Raw genomic sequence first — 13927 nt, 5'->3', positions numbered from 1 at the left:
AGCCGTCCGCCCGTGTCCTCGCCCGCGCCGCCCCCGCACCCCGTCCGCGTGCTGCTGGTCGAGGACGACGAGCTGATGCGCCGCTCCTTCACCGTCGCGTTGGAACGCTACGGCTACGGGATGCGCGCCGCGGCGGACGGCCTCACGGCGCTGGAACTGTTCCGGGACGAGCAGTTCGACCTGCTGATCCTGGACGTGATGCTGCCCGGCCTGGACGGGATCGGCCTGTGCCGCAAGGTCCGGGAGACCAGCCTGGTGCCCGTCCTGATGATGTCCGCGCGCGGCGACGGCCTCGACGTCGTCGCCGGCCTGGAGGCCGGGGCGGACGACTACGTGGTCAAGCCCGTGGACACGTACGTGCTGGTGGCGCGCATCCGCTCGCTGCTGCGGCGGGCGACGTACGCGCCACCCGCCCCGGCGCCCTCGCCCGGAGCCGCCGACGGGGACGTCCTGGTGTTCGGGGACCTCACCGTCGACACCGCCGGAATGGAGGTGTCCGTCGGCGGGGCGCCGGTGGCGCTGACCCCGACCGAGCTGAAGCTGCTGCTGGAGTTCGCCGCCCACCCCGGCGTCGTGCTGGAGCGGCACACCCTGCTGCGCAACGTCTGGGAGTACGGCTGGGACGGCGACAGCCGGGTCGTGGACCTGTGCGTGCAGCGGCTGCGCCGCAAGCTCGGCCGGGAGCGGATCGAGACGGTCCGCGGCTTCGGCTACAAGCTCAGGCGCTGAGAGCGGTGCACACGATTCCCCGGCCGGCCCGCGCCCCCCTGCGCTGGAAGATCGCCGCGCTGGCCGCCGCCACCGCCTGCCTCGTCGCGGCGGCGGTCGGAGTGCTGGTGCACCTGTGGACGGCGCAGGACATCCGCAGCCGGGCCGAGGCGCAGGCCTTCAACGCCGTCTACTCGGCCATGGACGTCTACCGGCGCACCGGATCGCTGGCGGACGGCGCCGAACTCGACCCCGTCGACCTGCCCGCCGCCCTGCGCCACCCGGTCGACGGCGAACGGCACACGGCCTACGACGGGCACGCCGAAGGGAACTCGGGCCCGAGCTACTGGGCCGCCCAGCGCACCGGCGGGCCCGGCAGCCCCGTCCTCGCCATCCGGGTCAACCTGGGACCGCAGCTCTCCGACCTGCCCCGGCTGGACGTGGCGATGGCGGTGGCCTCGCTGGTCGCGCTCGCGGCGGCCACACCGGCCGCGGTCTACGGGGCCGGGCTGCTCGCCCGCCGGCTGCGGCGGGTCGCCGAGACGGCCGGCCGGATCTCCGCCGGGGACCTCGACGCCCGGACCGGGCCCACCAAGGGCGGCGACGAAGTCGCCGACATCGCGGCGACGGTGGACCTGATGGCCGACAGCCTCGGCCGACGACTGCGCTCCGAACGGCAGTTCACCGCGGACGTGGCACACGAGCTGCGCACGCCGGTCGGCGGACTGCTGGCCGCCGTCGACCTGCTGCCGGCGGGCGAGACCGAGGACCTGATCCGGGCGCGGGTGCGGGACCTGCGCGCTCTGGTCGAGGACCTGCTGGAGATCTCGCGGCTGGACGCCGGGGCGGAGGAGGTGGTGCGGGCCCGGGTGCCGCTCGCGGCCGTCGTCCGGGAGGCCGTGCTGCGCACCGGGTACGAGGCCGAGATCGCCGTGGCGGCGGAGCTGACGGTGGAGACCGATCCGCGGCGGCTGGAGCGGATCGTCGGCAACCTCGTCGTCAACGCCCACCGGCACGGGGCCGCCCCCGTCCTGGTCACCGTCCAGGACCGTACGGTCGTCGTGCGCGACCACGGCCCCGGCTTCCCGCCGGACCTGCTGCGCCACGGCCCGCGGCGCTTCCACACCGGCGCCGCCGAGCGCGGCACGGGCCACGGACTGGGGCTGACCATCGCGTTGGGGCAGGCCCGGCTGCTCGGCGCGGAGCTGCGCCTCGACAACGCGGAGGACGGCGGCGCGGTGGCGACTCTGCGGCTGCCGGGCTGACCGCCTCGGTTGCTACCGGACTGCTGCCGAGCGGAGCGGTCGTCGATACACGGCGGCGCAGGGGCCTGATACGTGCTCCGGACACCCTTCGAAGTGCACCGACTCGCACCTCGGACAGGAGCCCCTCCCGTGATCGCCAACCCCCTTGCCCTGCACGCGACCCCCGGGGTCGCGGCCGCCGTCGCCGACCTGACGAAGACCTACGGCGGCGGCGACACCCGGGTGACCGCCCTGGACCGGGTCAGCGTGGCCTTCCGGGAGGGCGAGTTCACCGCGATCATGGGCCCGTCCGGTTGCGGCAAGTCCACCCTGATGCACTGCGCGGCCGGGCTCGACACCCCTACGTCGGGGTCGGTGCGGATCGGCACGACGGAGCTGGGCGGCCTGGGCGACCGGCAGCTCACCCGGCTGCGGCGGGACCGGGTCGGCTTCATCTTCCAGGCGTTCAACCTGCTGCCCACCCTGACCGCGCTGGAGAACATCACGCTCCCGCTGTCGTTGGCCGGGCGGACGCCGGACCGGCAGTGGCTGGACCGCGTGGTGTCGATGGTCGGGCTCTCCCGGCGCCTCGACCACCGGCCGGCCGAGCTGTCCGGCGGGCAGCAGCAGCGCGTCGCGGTCGCCCGGGCGCTGGTCGCGCGGCCCTCGATCGTGTTCGGCGACGAGCCGACCGGCAACCTCGACTCGCAGTCCGGGGCCGAGGTGCTCGGCTTCCTGCGGGACTCCGTCAGGGAGCTGGGGCAGACGGTGGTCATGGTGACCCACGACCCGGTGGCCGCCGGGTACGCGGACCGGGTGGTGTTCCTGGCCGACGGGCGGCTGGTCGACGAGATGGCGCACCCGACGCCGGACCGGGTGCTGGACGTCATGAAGTCCTTCGCGGGCTGACCCGCACCCCCCGACTCTCGAAAGCTGATCATGCTGACCACAGCCCTGCGCAACGTCCTGGCGCACAAGGCCCGGCTGCTCATGACCGTCCTCGCGGTCTGCCTCGGCGTCGCCTTCGCCTCCGGCACCCTCGTCTTCGCGGACTCGACCGCCGCCGCCCACCGGGCGGCCGCGTCCCGCACCTTCGCCGACATCGCGGTCAGCGTCACCGCGAAGGAGTCCCCTGCCGTCCCCGACCAGCCGAACGTGTTGACGGACGAGTTGGCGCGCAGGATCGCGGACGTGCCCGGTGTCGCGGCGGTACGGTCGTCGGTCGACGGGAGCGCCACGTTGAACGCGGCCGACGGCAGGCCGCTGCGGGTCAAGCGGGGGACGAACCTCGCGGACGCCTACGTCCCGGGGCGCGACGGCGAGGACGCCCGCTACCCCGTGGTCGAGGGGCGTGCCCCGGCCGGTGCCGACGAGATCGCCGTCGACCGGGGCACCGCGGCGGCGGGCCGGTACCGGGTGGGCGACCCGGTCACGCTCGCCACGGACGGCCCGGCCCTCACCGCGCGGCTGGTCGGCATCGTGACCACCACGGACACCCGGGTCACGGCCGGCGGTACGCTCACCCTGTTCGATCGGGCCACCGCGCAGCGGCTGTTCGCAACTCCCGGGCACTACACCAGCCTTGAGGTCTCCGCCGGGCCGGGCGCCGGCCAGTACGAACTGGCGGAGCGGATCGCCGCCGTCCTGCCGCCCGGCCGGGCCGAAGTCACCACCGGACAGGCGCAGGCGAACCAACAAGCCATCTACGTCGGCACGTTGACCCGGGGCTACCAGAAGCTGCCGATGGTCTTCGCCGGGGTGTCGCTGTTCATCGGCTCGTTCCTCGTGGTCAACACCTTCACCATGCTCGTCGCCCGGCGCACCCGGGAGATCGCCCTGCTGCGGGCGGTCGGCGCGACCCGGCGCCAGGTGGTGCGCTCGCTGCTGGCCGAAGCGGCGCTGGTCGGGGTCGTCGCGTCGGTGGTGGGGTTCGTCCTCGGGCTCGGCATCGCGGCCGTGCTGCCCGGGCTGCTGAGTGGCGAGGGCGGTCGGCTGCCGGAGGGGCCGTTGGTCATCGGACCCCGGCCGGTGGCGGCAGCCCTGTTCGTCGGGGTCGGCGTGACGGTGCTGGCCGCCTGGCTGCCGTCGCGCAGGGCGGCGCGGATCGCGCCGATCGAGGCGCTGCGGGCGGCGGCCGCGCAGCCGGGCGGGCGCTCGCGGCTGCGTCCGATCGTGGGGGTGGGGCTGCTCGTCCTCGGCGTCGGCTGGCTGGTCGCGCTCGCGGGTGCGGCGAAGGACGCCTCCGAGGCGAATCTGCGGAGTGCGATGGCGGGTTGCGGGCTTCTGGTCGTCGCCCTGATCGTGCTGGCACCGACGCTCGCCGTCCCGGTGATCCGGCTGACGGGCCGCCTCACCCGGCGGTTCGGCGTCGTCGGCCTGCTGGCCCGGCAGAACGCGCTGCGCGACCCCCGGCGCACGGCGGCGACCGCCGCCACGCTGCTGATCAGCACGGCGCTGGTCAGCGGGCTCGCCACCATCGGCAGCTCCACCGAACAGGCCCTCGACCGGCAGGCGGCGGACGGCCTCGCCGCCGACTACGTGATCAGCACCGGCGACACCATGACCGGCATCGACCCGGCGGCCGTGCAGCGGGTGGCCGGTCTTGCGGGGGTGCGCGGCGCGAGCGCGGTCGCGGACTCCACGGTGGTCATCGGCGGCAAGGTCCGTGAGATCTCCGGCATCGACCCCGTCTCTGTTGAACAGGCCGTGAAGCTCGACTTCGTGAGCGGTTCCGTGGAGGACCTCGGGCCCGGCCGGATCGCCGTCTCCAGCAGCGTCGCCCGGGAGACCGGGGTGAGCACGGGAGGCCAGGTCAACGTGCGGATGGGCCGGAGCGAGGAGTTCACGCGGTACACCGTCGTGGGCGTCTACCAGGACAACCCCACCGCCCACGACGCGGTCGGCGCCCGGGGCGAGGTGCAGCAGCACGGCTTCAAGCCCGGCTCCGTCCAGCGGATCCTCGTCCGGGGCGACGGCTTGTCCGGGCGCGACCTGCGGACCGCTGTCGGCAACAACCCGCTGCTGAAGGTGCAGGACCGGGCCGAGCTGGTGCGGGAGGCGGCGGGGACGATGGGCGACCTGCTGACGCTGATGTACGGGCTGCTCGGCATCGGCGTCGTGATCGCCGCGCTCGGCATCGTCAACACCCTGGCCATGTCCGTCACCGAACGGACGCGTGAGATCGGCGCCCTGCGCGCCATCGGCATGGATCGCGCGGGCATCCGTCGGATGATCCGCCTGGAGGCCGTGACGGTCGCGGCGTTCGGCACCCTGCTCGGCCTGGCCGGCGGCCTGTTCGGCGCCTGGGCCGTCGGCGCGCTGGCGGGCGGCGCGGTCAAGCAGTACGCGCTGGTGTTGCCCTGGGGCACGCTCGCGCTCGTCTGCCTGGGGTCGCTCGCGATCGGCGCGGTCGCGGCAGCGGTCCCGGCCCGGCGGGCGGCGGCCCTCAGCCCGCTGGAGGCGGTCGCGGAGGTGTGACCGGTCGATCGCCCTGTCCCCGCCCGGTGCGAACGCCGGGCGGGGACCATCAGCGTCGCGGCCGGGACAGGGCGATCGGGTCGTCCGGATCCTCGATGTGGTCGCTCACTGGCCCCGAGACGGTGAAGGAACGTTGAGGCCTGGGTCCGCGGGATCGGCTGCTGGTCGTCGTGGTGGCCGTGCAGGGACCCTGCGCTCACCATTCCTCCGGAAGTCTCGTGCAGGCGGGACCGGCATCAGTGTCTTCCCCCGCAGGCCTGGCCGGTACCGGAGCCGTCACGAGAGTCCTGAGCTGGTGTTCCTTCCCGGCGAAGATTGACCGGCTTGTCCGTCTCAGCAAAGGTTGACCAGGCGTTGCTATGGCCCTGCAACCTACACAGCCCTCACAAGAGAGCCCAATGCCTGAACTTCCCGCCACACGCCGCATCACCCTCCACCTACCCGCCGACCTCGTCGACTGGCTCCACGAGTTCGCCGAGATCTCTCACCGATCCGTTGACGAGGTGGTCCGGCCACTGATCGAGGCGGAGAAAGCCCGCTTCGATGCAAACTGGGATCGGACGTCACCAGGGCCTGGTTAGAGTCGAGGAGCGCCACGACCAGCAGCTCAACGCCCACACGCGACCGGTTGGCAGCAACTCCTTCGTCGTGTGCGGGTCGGGCACCATGTACCAGACGATGGAAGGCCGTTGGGGCTGCGCCTCTTGTGGCTCCACCTGGGCCTGAGACAGCGAGAAGGGCCAAGGAGCATGCCGATCTGTGCGGAGTGCCGCACCGCTGAGGCGGTCATCGAGGACCTGGACGTCGGGTGACTGGCCTGGCCGGCGATCGCACATCAGGCACGACGAAGCGCCCCTGCCCGGCGGGAGCACTTCGTCAGCCTGAGACCGACGGCCGAGCGACGTGTCGGATCGGGCACGGGATGTCCGGCCAGATCCGGTTGGGGCACGCGATCACGTAGTGGCCCGACCAGCGGCTGTCGGACACCCAGCGGGACCAGACGACGTCCGAGGCGCCCTCCAACTGCTCAACCGCGCGGAGTCGCCGTGCCTCGAAGGGAAGTTGGGGGTCGCCGCCAGGAGTGTGTTCCTCGTACCGTTCCGCAAGCCAGTTGGCTGCGCCTGCCGCCGTCTCCCAGGTGCCCCGCACCTGGGCGGCCGGGCGCAGGAGCCACCAGCCGGTCATCATCGGCGGGAGTTCCGAGAGGCCGAACCGTGCGGCCTCGATCGGGCGACGCTCCGGCTCCTTCGCCAACAGCCGGCCGTCACCGGCCCACTCGTAGCCGTGGAAGTGCAACAGTGCTTCTCCTCGGAGACGTTGAAGCCCCGGCCGCCCGCACGGGACTGCGGGCGGCCGGGGCTGTCAAGGGACTTCAGACGGACAGGCCGAACCGCGCCGGGTCGATTCCGGCCTCGGTCAACTCCTCGGCGGTGAACAGCAACGGTTCGCGGTCGGGACGCTTGCTGTCGCCGAGGGCGAAGACGCCGTGCTCGACCAGGCCGAGGGTCACGCACGACTCGCCCTCGTCGCCCCCGCCCTGGTTGCCGCCGCACGCACGGTTGAACTCGACCTGGGAGAGGTCGAGTTCGTACAGGTTGCGCTCAGTCATCGCCTGCACCTTCCGGTATCGCTTCGGGGCAGCACGGAACGGCCCCGCCCCGCCCAGGACTTGGGCGGGAGAATGAGGGGGAGTTCAGCCCCACAGGCTGATGCGGGTGGTGAGCTGGTCGGCCGGCACCTGGCGCGGTTTGGCGTCCGGCTCGAACAGCGGCCGGACCAGCGCCCGGCCGTCCTGGGCGCCCACGATTTCGACCAGACACCCGGTCGTCAGGTCCTTCCGGACCGGATTGTTGTCGATCCGCTCCATGAGCTCCGCGTGCGTACGGCGGCGTGTGGCGCCGGTCGGCTGTGCGAAACCGTCAGTGGGCATGGAGCGCTCCTGTGGCTCTCGAATCATTTTGGCGAGCCACCAAATTACCGGGGCGTTGGGGTTATTCCCGCACACTTTCCTGATCCCGCAAGAACTCGTCCCGGACGGTCCCAGCCAGATCTCGCATGGCGTCTCCAGCAAGAGCTTTCAGTTCGAATCGGCCAAACCGCTCCAGGTATAGCTCCACATCTTTCGGCTCGCTGGTGGTGATCTCCGCATGAGGGATCTCCACGATCACCATCCGGTTGTCGTAGATGGCGAATGATGAGGATGGTGCTTCCGTCATGTGAGCTGAGAGCGGTACTACGCCGATCCAGACGTTCGGGAGGCGAGAAAGAGCGATAAGTCGGTCCAGCTGGACGGCCATTTCGGGTGGGGAGATAAGTCGCCAGCGCAGTACCGATTCGGTGATCAGGTAGCGAAATGACTTGGCGGACTCGAAAAGTACGGCTTGGCGCTGGATTCGGGCACCGATGGTCCGGGAAAGCACTTCCTCGGTCAGGCCCTTTGTGCTGAGGATTGCCCGGACGTACTCCGGCGTTTGGCACAGGCCAGGGATGCAGGACGGCTGGAAGATCCGTTGAACGACCGTTTCGGCTTCTACGGCGCGGATGGCGTCCTGGTGCAAGTGGAAGCCGCTGCGGCGGTACAGGCGCCATGCTGTAGCCTCTGTGGCTTCTCTCCGGGCCGTCTCGACCAGTCCGGCTCGGACTTCATCGGATACCCCGATCGCCGTGAGGATGCGGTCAACATCCATGGCCGTCGGAGCGATCTTCCCCGTCTCGATACGGCTCAGCTTGGACGCGGACATGGCAGCGCTGCGGGCTACTGCTTTGGCCTCTTTCCCGCTGGCCTTTCGCAGCTCCCGCAGCGTGCTACCGATACTGCCTTTCACCTGCTTCCGTACCGCTCCCACCAGTCCGTGAACGGTTCGGCGTGACTCAGCGCCGCATCTCGCCAGTGAATCCACTTCTTCACGTCGGGCTCATCCTCTGCACCGAGGAAACCGCCCTCGTTGTCGTAGGTCATCGAAACGGTCGTGGACTCGTCGAACAACCAGAAGTCGGGAACGCCTTCGATGGGGTTTGGCTTCTCCGTGATGTCGAGGATGAAGAACTCTTCACCAGCGGTGGCGTTCGTCCGGTAGCCCCAGCCCAGTTCGAATTGGAGATACGGGGTGAGCGGCCGGGTCAGGATGTGAACGCGGTACATCCTGCGGCCGGCAGTGGTGTTCCGCCGGACCTGCGTCAGCCAGGCGGCGTTGTAGTCGGCGGGCTGAGGCTCCCCGGCCAAGAAGGCCTGATAGGCGTCGACGCTGCCGGACTTGCTGTAGTCGTCCAGCGTCTCCAGCCGGAACGCTTCCCGCTGGAAGCCGTCGAAGAGTGCGCCGAAGGCGTCAGGAGAGATGGTCACGGGCAACCCTCACCAGGAGGTCGATCGGGATACGTACGGCTGTTTCGGTGTCCGGCAACTGCATCGTGGCCAGGGCTTCCGGGTCGTCCACCCGGAAGCCCTGGACGACCAGTTCCCCGGTGTCGGTGGAGTAGATCGTCGGGCAGGGCCCGTTGTCGCAGGAGCTGTCCAGTTCGGTCAGCTTCATGGCTGTTCCTCCCCTTGGCGTCTCGTTCGATGTTCCCGACTCCCGGGGTGCAGGGTCAAGGACTCGATCTTTCGAGAACGGGAAATCGGTCGGGTGGGTTGTGGCCGCCCCCGATCGGTGCGAACGCCGGTCGGGGGCGAGGGAGTTCAGGGTTGGTGGGTGGTGATGGTGATGGGGTGGGCGGTCCAGTCGGTCATCTCGCCGATGTAGAGGGTGGTGCTCCAGTTGCTGCCCCGGGTGAGGCGGCGGGCGACGCCGTTGCCGCCGCCGGGGCCGATGCAGAGGCGGATGAAATCCCGGTGGGCCGCGCGGATCGGGAGCGTTCGGACGTGTTCCCAGAGGACGGGGAGCGCGTGGTCGAGGCTGGGGAACGGGGCGGGGAACATGATGCCCGTGATCTCGGGACGTACGGCGGTCATGCGGCGGTCGCGGCGGCGGAGACGTGGCACCAGATGAGCTTGCCGATGCCGCCGGCGCGGGGGCAGCAGCCCCACTGGGTGGCGAACTCCTGGACGAGGAGCAGGCCTCGGCCGGTCTCGGAGGAGGTGGAAGCGGGGCGGAATGCGGGCTTCTCGCTGTCGGCGTCGTGCACCTCGATGCGGAGGGTGTCGTCCGGGGCGAGGTGGTAGCGGACGAAGATCAGCCGGTCGCGCGGGGCTCGGGCGTGCTGGATGGCGTTGGTGACGAGTTCGCTGACCAGCAACCCGCCGATGGGGGAAACACCAGAGGTGCCCCGCGCGGCGGTGAGCCGGGCGGGGCACCTCTGGTGTGTCTGCGGGTTTAGAAGTCGTCGTCGAAGGCGACGGAGCCCTCGACGGCGACCTGGTACGCGGAGACGCGGCGCTCGAAGAAGTTGGTCAGCTCCTGGACGTTCTGGAGTTCCATGAACCCGAACGGGTTCGTCGACCCGTAGCGGATCGGCAGGCCGAGGCGGGCGAGGCGCTGGTCGGCCACGGCCTCCAGGTACTGGCGCATGGAGTCGGTGTTCATGCCGGCGAGGCCGTCGCCGCACAGGTCCTGGGCGAACTGGAGCTCGGCCTCGACGGCCTCCTCCAGCATCTCCGTGACCTGCTTGGCCATCTCGTCGTCGAAGAGGTCGGGCTCCTCCTCGCGGACGGTGTCGACGACCGACATCGCGAAGTCCATGTGCATGGACTCGTCGCGGAACACCCAGTTGGTGCCGGTGGCCAGGCCGTGCAGCAGACCGCGGGACCGGAACCAGTACACGTACGCGAACGCGCCGTAGAAGAACAGGCCCTCGACGCACGCCGCGAAGCAGATCAGGTTCAGGAGGAACGCGCGGCGGTCCTCCTTGGTCTGGAGCGAGTCGATGTGGTCGACGGCGTTCATGTACTTGAAGCAGAACTGCGCCTTCTGGCGGATGGAGGGGATGTTCTCCACCGCGGCGAAGGCCGCGTTGCGGTCCTCGGGGTCGGGCAGGTAGGTGTCGAGCAGCGTCAGGTAGAACTGGACGTGCACGGCCTCCTCGAACAGCTGGCGCGACAGGTACAGCCGCGCCTCCGGGGAGTTGATGTGCTTGTAGAGGCTCAGCACCACGTTGTTGGAGACGATCGAGTCCCCGGTGGCGAAGAAGGCGACCAGGCGGCCGATGAGGTGGCGCTCGCCCTCGCTGAGCTTGGCCAGGTCGGCGACGTCGGAGTGCAGGTCCACCTCCTCGACGGTCCAGGTGTTCTTGATCGCGTCCCGGTACCGGTCGTAGAACGACGGGTAGCGCATCGGGCGCAGGGTCAGCTCGAAGCCGGGGTCGAGCAGCATCTTCTCGCGGTCGGGGGTGCTCACTGGCAGGCCTCGCAGGACTCGGGGTTCTCCAGGGAGCAGGCCAGCGCGGCCTCCTCCTCCGGGGTGAGGGTCGGGGTGTTCACGGGCACGGGCGCGGACGAGGACGCGGGCGCGGGCGCGGCGGCGCGGGCGGTACCGGAGGCGGCCTGGGCGATCCGGGTCGCCGGGCGCGAGCGCAGGTAGTAGGTGGTCTTGAGACCGACCTTCCACGCGTAGGCGTACATCGAGCTGAGCTTGCCGATGGTCGGCGCCGCCATGAACAGGTTCAGCGACTGGCTCTGGTCGAGGTACGGCATGCGGGCCGCGGCCAGGTCGATCAGCGCGCGCTGGGGCAGCTCCCAGGCGGTGCGGTACAGCGAGCGGACCTCGGCGGGCAGCCAGCCCAGCTCCTGGACGGAGCCGTTGGCCTCGCGCAGGGCGTCGCGGGTCTGCTGGTCCCAGACGCCGAGCTCCTTGAGCTCGCGCACCAGGTACGGGTTGACCTGGAGGAACTCGCCGGACAGCGTCTCGCGCTTGAACAGGTTGGAGACCTGCGGCTCGATGCACTCGTAGACGCCGGCGATGGACGCGATGGTCGCGGTCGGCGCGATGGCCAGCAGCAGCGAGTTGCGCAGGCCGGTCTCGGCGATGCGGGCGCGCAGCGCGGTCCAGCGGTCGGCCCACTGCGGGGCGGCCGTCGGGAAGTGGTCGATGTGCAGCTCGCCGCGGGCGGCGCGGGTCTCGCCGTAGGCCTCGTGGCGACCCAGCTGCTCGGCCAGGTCGGCGGAGCGCTCGTACGCGGTGAGCATGATGCGCTCGGCGATGAGGGTGGACAGCCGCGCGGCCTCGGCGGAGTCGAAGTCGATCCGCAGCTTGAAGAAGACGTCCTGGAGGCCCATCACGCCGAGGCCGACCGGGCGCCAGCGGGAGTTGGAGGTGCCGGCCTCGGTGGTCGGGTAGAAGTTGATGTCCACCACGCGGTCGAGGAACGTCACGGCGGTGCGGACGGTGGCGTCGAGGCGCTCCCAGTCCATGGCGCCGAGCAGGTCGTCGACGGAGGCCCCCGGGGCGACGTGGGCGCCGAGGTTGACCGAGCCGAGGTTGCAGACGGCGGTCTCGGAGTCGTCCGTGACCTCCAGGATCTCGGTGCACAGGTTCGAGGAGTGCACCGTGCGGCCGGGCAGCGCGGTCTGGTTGGCGGCGCGGTTGGAGGCGTCCTTGAAGGTCATCCAGCCGTTGCCGGTCTGCGCCAGGGTGCGCATCATCCGGGCGTACAGGGTCTGCGCGGGGATGGTGCGCACGGCCTTGCCGGCCAGCTCGGCCTTGCGGTAGGCCTCGTCGAAGTCGGAGCCCCACAGGTCGACGAGCTCGGGCACGTCGGCGGGGGAGAACAGCGACCAGTCCTCGTTGGCGTTGACCCGGCGCATGAACTCGTCCGGGATCCAGTGCGCCAGGTTGAGGTTGTGGGTGCGCCGCGCCTCCTCGCCGGTGTTGTCGCGGAGCTCCAGGAACTCCTCGATGTCGGCGTGCCAGGTCTCCAGGTAGACGCAGGCCGCGCCCTTGCGGCGGCCGCCCTGGTTGACGGCGGCGACCGAGGAGTCGAGGGTGCGCAGGAACGGGACGATGCCGTTGGACTTGCCGTTGGTGCCGCGGATCAGGCTGCCGCGCGAGCGGATGCGCGAGTAGGACAGGCCGATGCCGCCGGCGTGCTTGGACAGCCGGGCGATCTGCGCGTAGCGGTTGTAGATCGAGTCCAGGTTGTCCAGCGGGGAGTCGAGCAGGTAGCAGCTCGACATCTGCGGGTGCCGGGTGCCGGAGTTGAACAGGGTCGGCGAGGAGGTCAGGTACTCCAGCCGGCTCATCAGGCCGTACAGCTCGGCGACCTCCCGCACCGACTGCTCGCTGTCGCCGACCGCCAGGCCGCAGGCGACGCGGAGCAGGAAGTGCTGCGGGGTCTCGATGACCTTGCGGGTGATCGGGTGGCGCAGCAGGTAGCGGGACTGCACGGTGCGCAGGCCGAAGTACTCGAAGCGGTCGTCGCCGTGCGCGTCGATCAGCGCGTCCAGGGCGGCGGCGTGCTTGGTGACGAAGGCGGCGGTGGTGTCGCCGATCAGGCCCTCGGCGTGGCCGACGGCGATCGAGGCGGCGAAGGAGCGCGAGCCCTGGCTGTTCGCCTCGTCGACGATCTCCAGGGCGAGCAGCCGGGCGGCCAGCTTCGAGTACTGGGGGTCCTCGGCGATCATCGACGCGGCGGCGTCCACGGCCAGCCCGCGCAGCTCGGCGAAGTCCGAGCCGGCGTGGCGGCCGCGCAGCGCGGCGGCGGCGACATGGCCGGGGTCCACCTGGGGGAGATCGACGCTGCGGTCGGTGAGCAGCCGAAGGAGCGCGCCGCCGGGGTCGGAGACCGTCGGGTCGGTGGGGGCGGGGCCGGTGCCCTGGGCGGGCAGGGTGGCTGAGGCAGCGGTGGTCAAGGCGCTCTCTCCTGGCGGCGATCGGCGGCGGTGATCGGGGGGTACCGGGCCGTTCGGGGCAGGGGAGCACGGCACGTACGCAGGAAGCGTCGCGCGACAGTGGCGTCCCCGGCCCGCCCGCGAGGCCCGGAAGGTAGTTCTCGTGCTGGCGCGGCCTCTGCGGGAGGGCCCGTGCGCACACCGTCGGCAGGTACTCGGACTCGCGGGGCGGCTACTGGTAGCCGCCCGCTCACCGCTGCGGGGCAGTCCCGGATTCGCACCGGGTTCCCCTGCATCGACAGCAGGATTGAGCATACATCTAGTGGTGTCTCTCTGATGCGACCCCACATGTAGTACGGCGCGGTGTGTCGGAGCGATAACCGGTGGTGCCGGGAGGGGGCGGGTCGTGGCCTTGGGGCGCCTCGGATCCGGGCTCCCGGCGCCCTGATTCCGGGCCCCGGCGTCCTGGTTTCGATACGGAACGGTCACCGGGCGGACCGGTTGCCGCGGGCATGCCCTACGATCTGGGCGCATGAGCGAGCGAAGCGCCGAGGGGCGCGTTTCGCGAAGCGATCATCGAGCGAAGCGAGGGGGCGCGTGAGCGACGGAACTGGCGCACCCGGGCAGGGTCCGCAGGGAACGCCTCCCACCGGGCCGGGGGACGCGCACGGTCAGCAGCCGCCGGTGGTGCCCGGTCCGGTGTTGCCGCCGAGCGGGGGCTTCGGGCCGCCGCCGGCCT

General features: G+C 71.0%; 14 protein-coding genes and 1 riboswitch. Of the genes, 4 read left to right on the top strand and 10 right to left on the bottom strand.

The annotated features are described in order from the left end of the window. Positions 1 to 12 precede the first annotated feature (12 nt). From cseB to ACIP37_RS17450, 4 genes are all read left to right on the top strand, one after another. On the top strand, positions 13 to 729 hold the full coding sequence (gene cseB / locus ACIP37_RS17465; RefSeq protein ID WP_363586970.1) for a two-component system response regulator CseB: 717 nt from the start codon (positions 13 to 15) through the stop codon (positions 727 to 729). Positions 730 to 734: 5 nt separating this feature from the next. Continuing rightward, positions 735 to 1973, top strand: coding sequence for a HAMP domain-containing sensor histidine kinase (locus tag ACIP37_RS17460; protein ID WP_363586969.1), 1239 nt, complete (start codon positions 735 to 737; stop codon positions 1971 to 1973). A gap of 132 nt (positions 1974 to 2105) precedes the next feature. Then, positions 2106 to 2861: an ABC transporter ATP-binding protein gene (locus ACIP37_RS17455; RefSeq protein ID WP_363586991.1), complete on the top strand. Its 756-nt coding sequence runs from the start codon at positions 2106 to 2108 to the stop codon at positions 2859 to 2861. 30 nt (positions 2862 to 2891) lie between these two features. Beyond that, on the top strand, positions 2892 to 5429 hold the full coding sequence (locus ACIP37_RS17450; protein WP_400844065.1) for an ABC transporter permease: 2538 nt from the start codon (positions 2892 to 2894) through the stop codon (positions 5427 to 5429). A gap of 876 nt (positions 5430 to 6305) precedes the next feature. Here the strand turns inward: ACIP37_RS17450 and ACIP37_RS17445 are convergent. From ACIP37_RS17445 to ACIP37_RS17400, 10 genes are all read right to left on the bottom strand, one after another. Beyond that, positions 6306 to 6725 (bottom strand): hypothetical protein, encoded by a 420-nt coding sequence (locus ACIP37_RS17445; protein WP_400844062.1) that lies wholly within the window; start codon positions 6723 to 6725, stop codon positions 6306 to 6308. 76 nt (positions 6726 to 6801) lie between these two features. Further along, positions 6802 to 7038, bottom strand: coding sequence for a DUF397 domain-containing protein (locus ACIP37_RS17440; protein ID WP_400806436.1), 237 nt, complete (start codon positions 7036 to 7038; stop codon positions 6802 to 6804). A gap of 84 nt (positions 7039 to 7122) precedes the next feature. After that, a complete protein-coding gene (locus ACIP37_RS17435) occupies positions 7123 to 7359 on the bottom strand; it encodes a hypothetical protein (RefSeq protein ID WP_400806433.1) in 237 nt (78 codons plus the stop codon). Between the two features lie 61 nt (positions 7360 to 7420). Beyond that, positions 7421 to 8254 (bottom strand): helix-turn-helix transcriptional regulator, encoded by an 834-nt coding sequence (locus ACIP37_RS17430; protein ID WP_363628661.1) that lies wholly within the window; start codon positions 8252 to 8254, stop codon positions 7421 to 7423. Further along, positions 8251 to 8772: a DUF6879 family protein gene (locus tag ACIP37_RS17425; protein WP_400806430.1), complete on the bottom strand. Its 522-nt coding sequence runs from the start codon at positions 8770 to 8772 to the stop codon at positions 8251 to 8253. Before ACIP37_RS17425 ends, ACIP37_RS17430 begins: the two co-directional genes overlap by 4 nt. Beyond that, positions 8756 to 8959, bottom strand: coding sequence for a hypothetical protein (locus ACIP37_RS17420; RefSeq protein ID WP_363628665.1), 204 nt, complete (start codon positions 8957 to 8959; stop codon positions 8756 to 8758). The genes ACIP37_RS17425 and ACIP37_RS17420 overlap by 17 nt, the downstream gene beginning before the upstream one ends. A gap of 146 nt (positions 8960 to 9105) precedes the next feature. Continuing rightward, positions 9106 to 9378: a hypothetical protein gene (locus ACIP37_RS17415; protein ID WP_363628667.1), complete on the bottom strand. Its 273-nt coding sequence runs from the start codon at positions 9376 to 9378 to the stop codon at positions 9106 to 9108. Further along, positions 9375 to 9662 carry an ATP-binding protein gene (locus tag ACIP37_RS17410; RefSeq protein WP_363628669.1) on the bottom strand — a complete coding sequence of 96 codons (288 nt, stop codon included), beginning with the start codon at positions 9660 to 9662 and terminating at the stop codon, positions 9375 to 9377. The genes ACIP37_RS17415 and ACIP37_RS17410 overlap by 4 nt, the downstream gene beginning before the upstream one ends. A 77-nt stretch (positions 9663 to 9739) precedes the next feature. After that, positions 9740 to 10735 (bottom strand): ribonucleotide-diphosphate reductase subunit beta, encoded by a 996-nt coding sequence (locus ACIP37_RS17405; RefSeq protein WP_079136257.1) that lies wholly within the window; start codon positions 10733 to 10735, stop codon positions 9740 to 9742. Between the two features lie 20 nt (positions 10736 to 10755). Further along, on the bottom strand, positions 10756 to 13185 hold the full coding sequence (locus tag ACIP37_RS17400) for a ribonucleoside-diphosphate reductase subunit alpha (RefSeq protein WP_363586989.1): 2430 nt from the start codon (positions 13183 to 13185) through the stop codon (positions 10756 to 10758). Positions 13186 to 13376: 191 nt separating this feature from the next. Next, a riboswitch (cobalamin riboswitch) is annotated at positions 13377 to 13520 on the bottom strand. Positions 13521 to 13927 lie beyond the last annotated feature (407 nt).

This window comes from Kitasatospora sp. NPDC088861, assembly GCF_044750105.1.
In the GTDB taxonomy this organism is placed as follows: Bacteria; Actinomycetota; Actinomycetes; order Streptomycetales; family Streptomycetaceae; genus Kitasatospora.
Note: the sequence above shows the minus strand (reverse complement) of the source record. Positions and strands in the feature narration are given on the sequence as shown.

Coding starts and splice junctions, on each gene's coding strand:
- ACIP37_RS17450 (WP_400844065.1), top strand. CDS start 2,892: ATGCTGACCACAGCCCTGCGCAACGTCCTGGCGCACAAGGCCCGGCTG.
- ACIP37_RS17440 (WP_400806436.1), bottom strand. CDS start 7,038: ATGACTGAGCGCAACCTGTACGAACTCGACCTCTCCCAGGTCGAGTTC.
- ACIP37_RS17435 (WP_400806433.1), bottom strand. CDS start 7,359: ATGCCCACTGACGGTTTCGCACAGCCGACCGGCGCCACACGCCGCCGT.
- ACIP37_RS17420 (WP_363628665.1), bottom strand. CDS start 8,959: ATGAAGCTGACCGAACTGGACAGCTCCTGCGACAACGGGCCCTGCCCG.
- ACIP37_RS17415 (WP_363628667.1), bottom strand. CDS start 9,378: ATGACCGCCGTACGTCCCGAGATCACGGGCATCATGTTCCCCGCCCCG.
- ACIP37_RS17405 (WP_079136257.1), bottom strand. CDS start 10,735: ATGCTGCTCGACCCCGGCTTCGAGCTGACCCTGCGCCCGATGCGCTAC.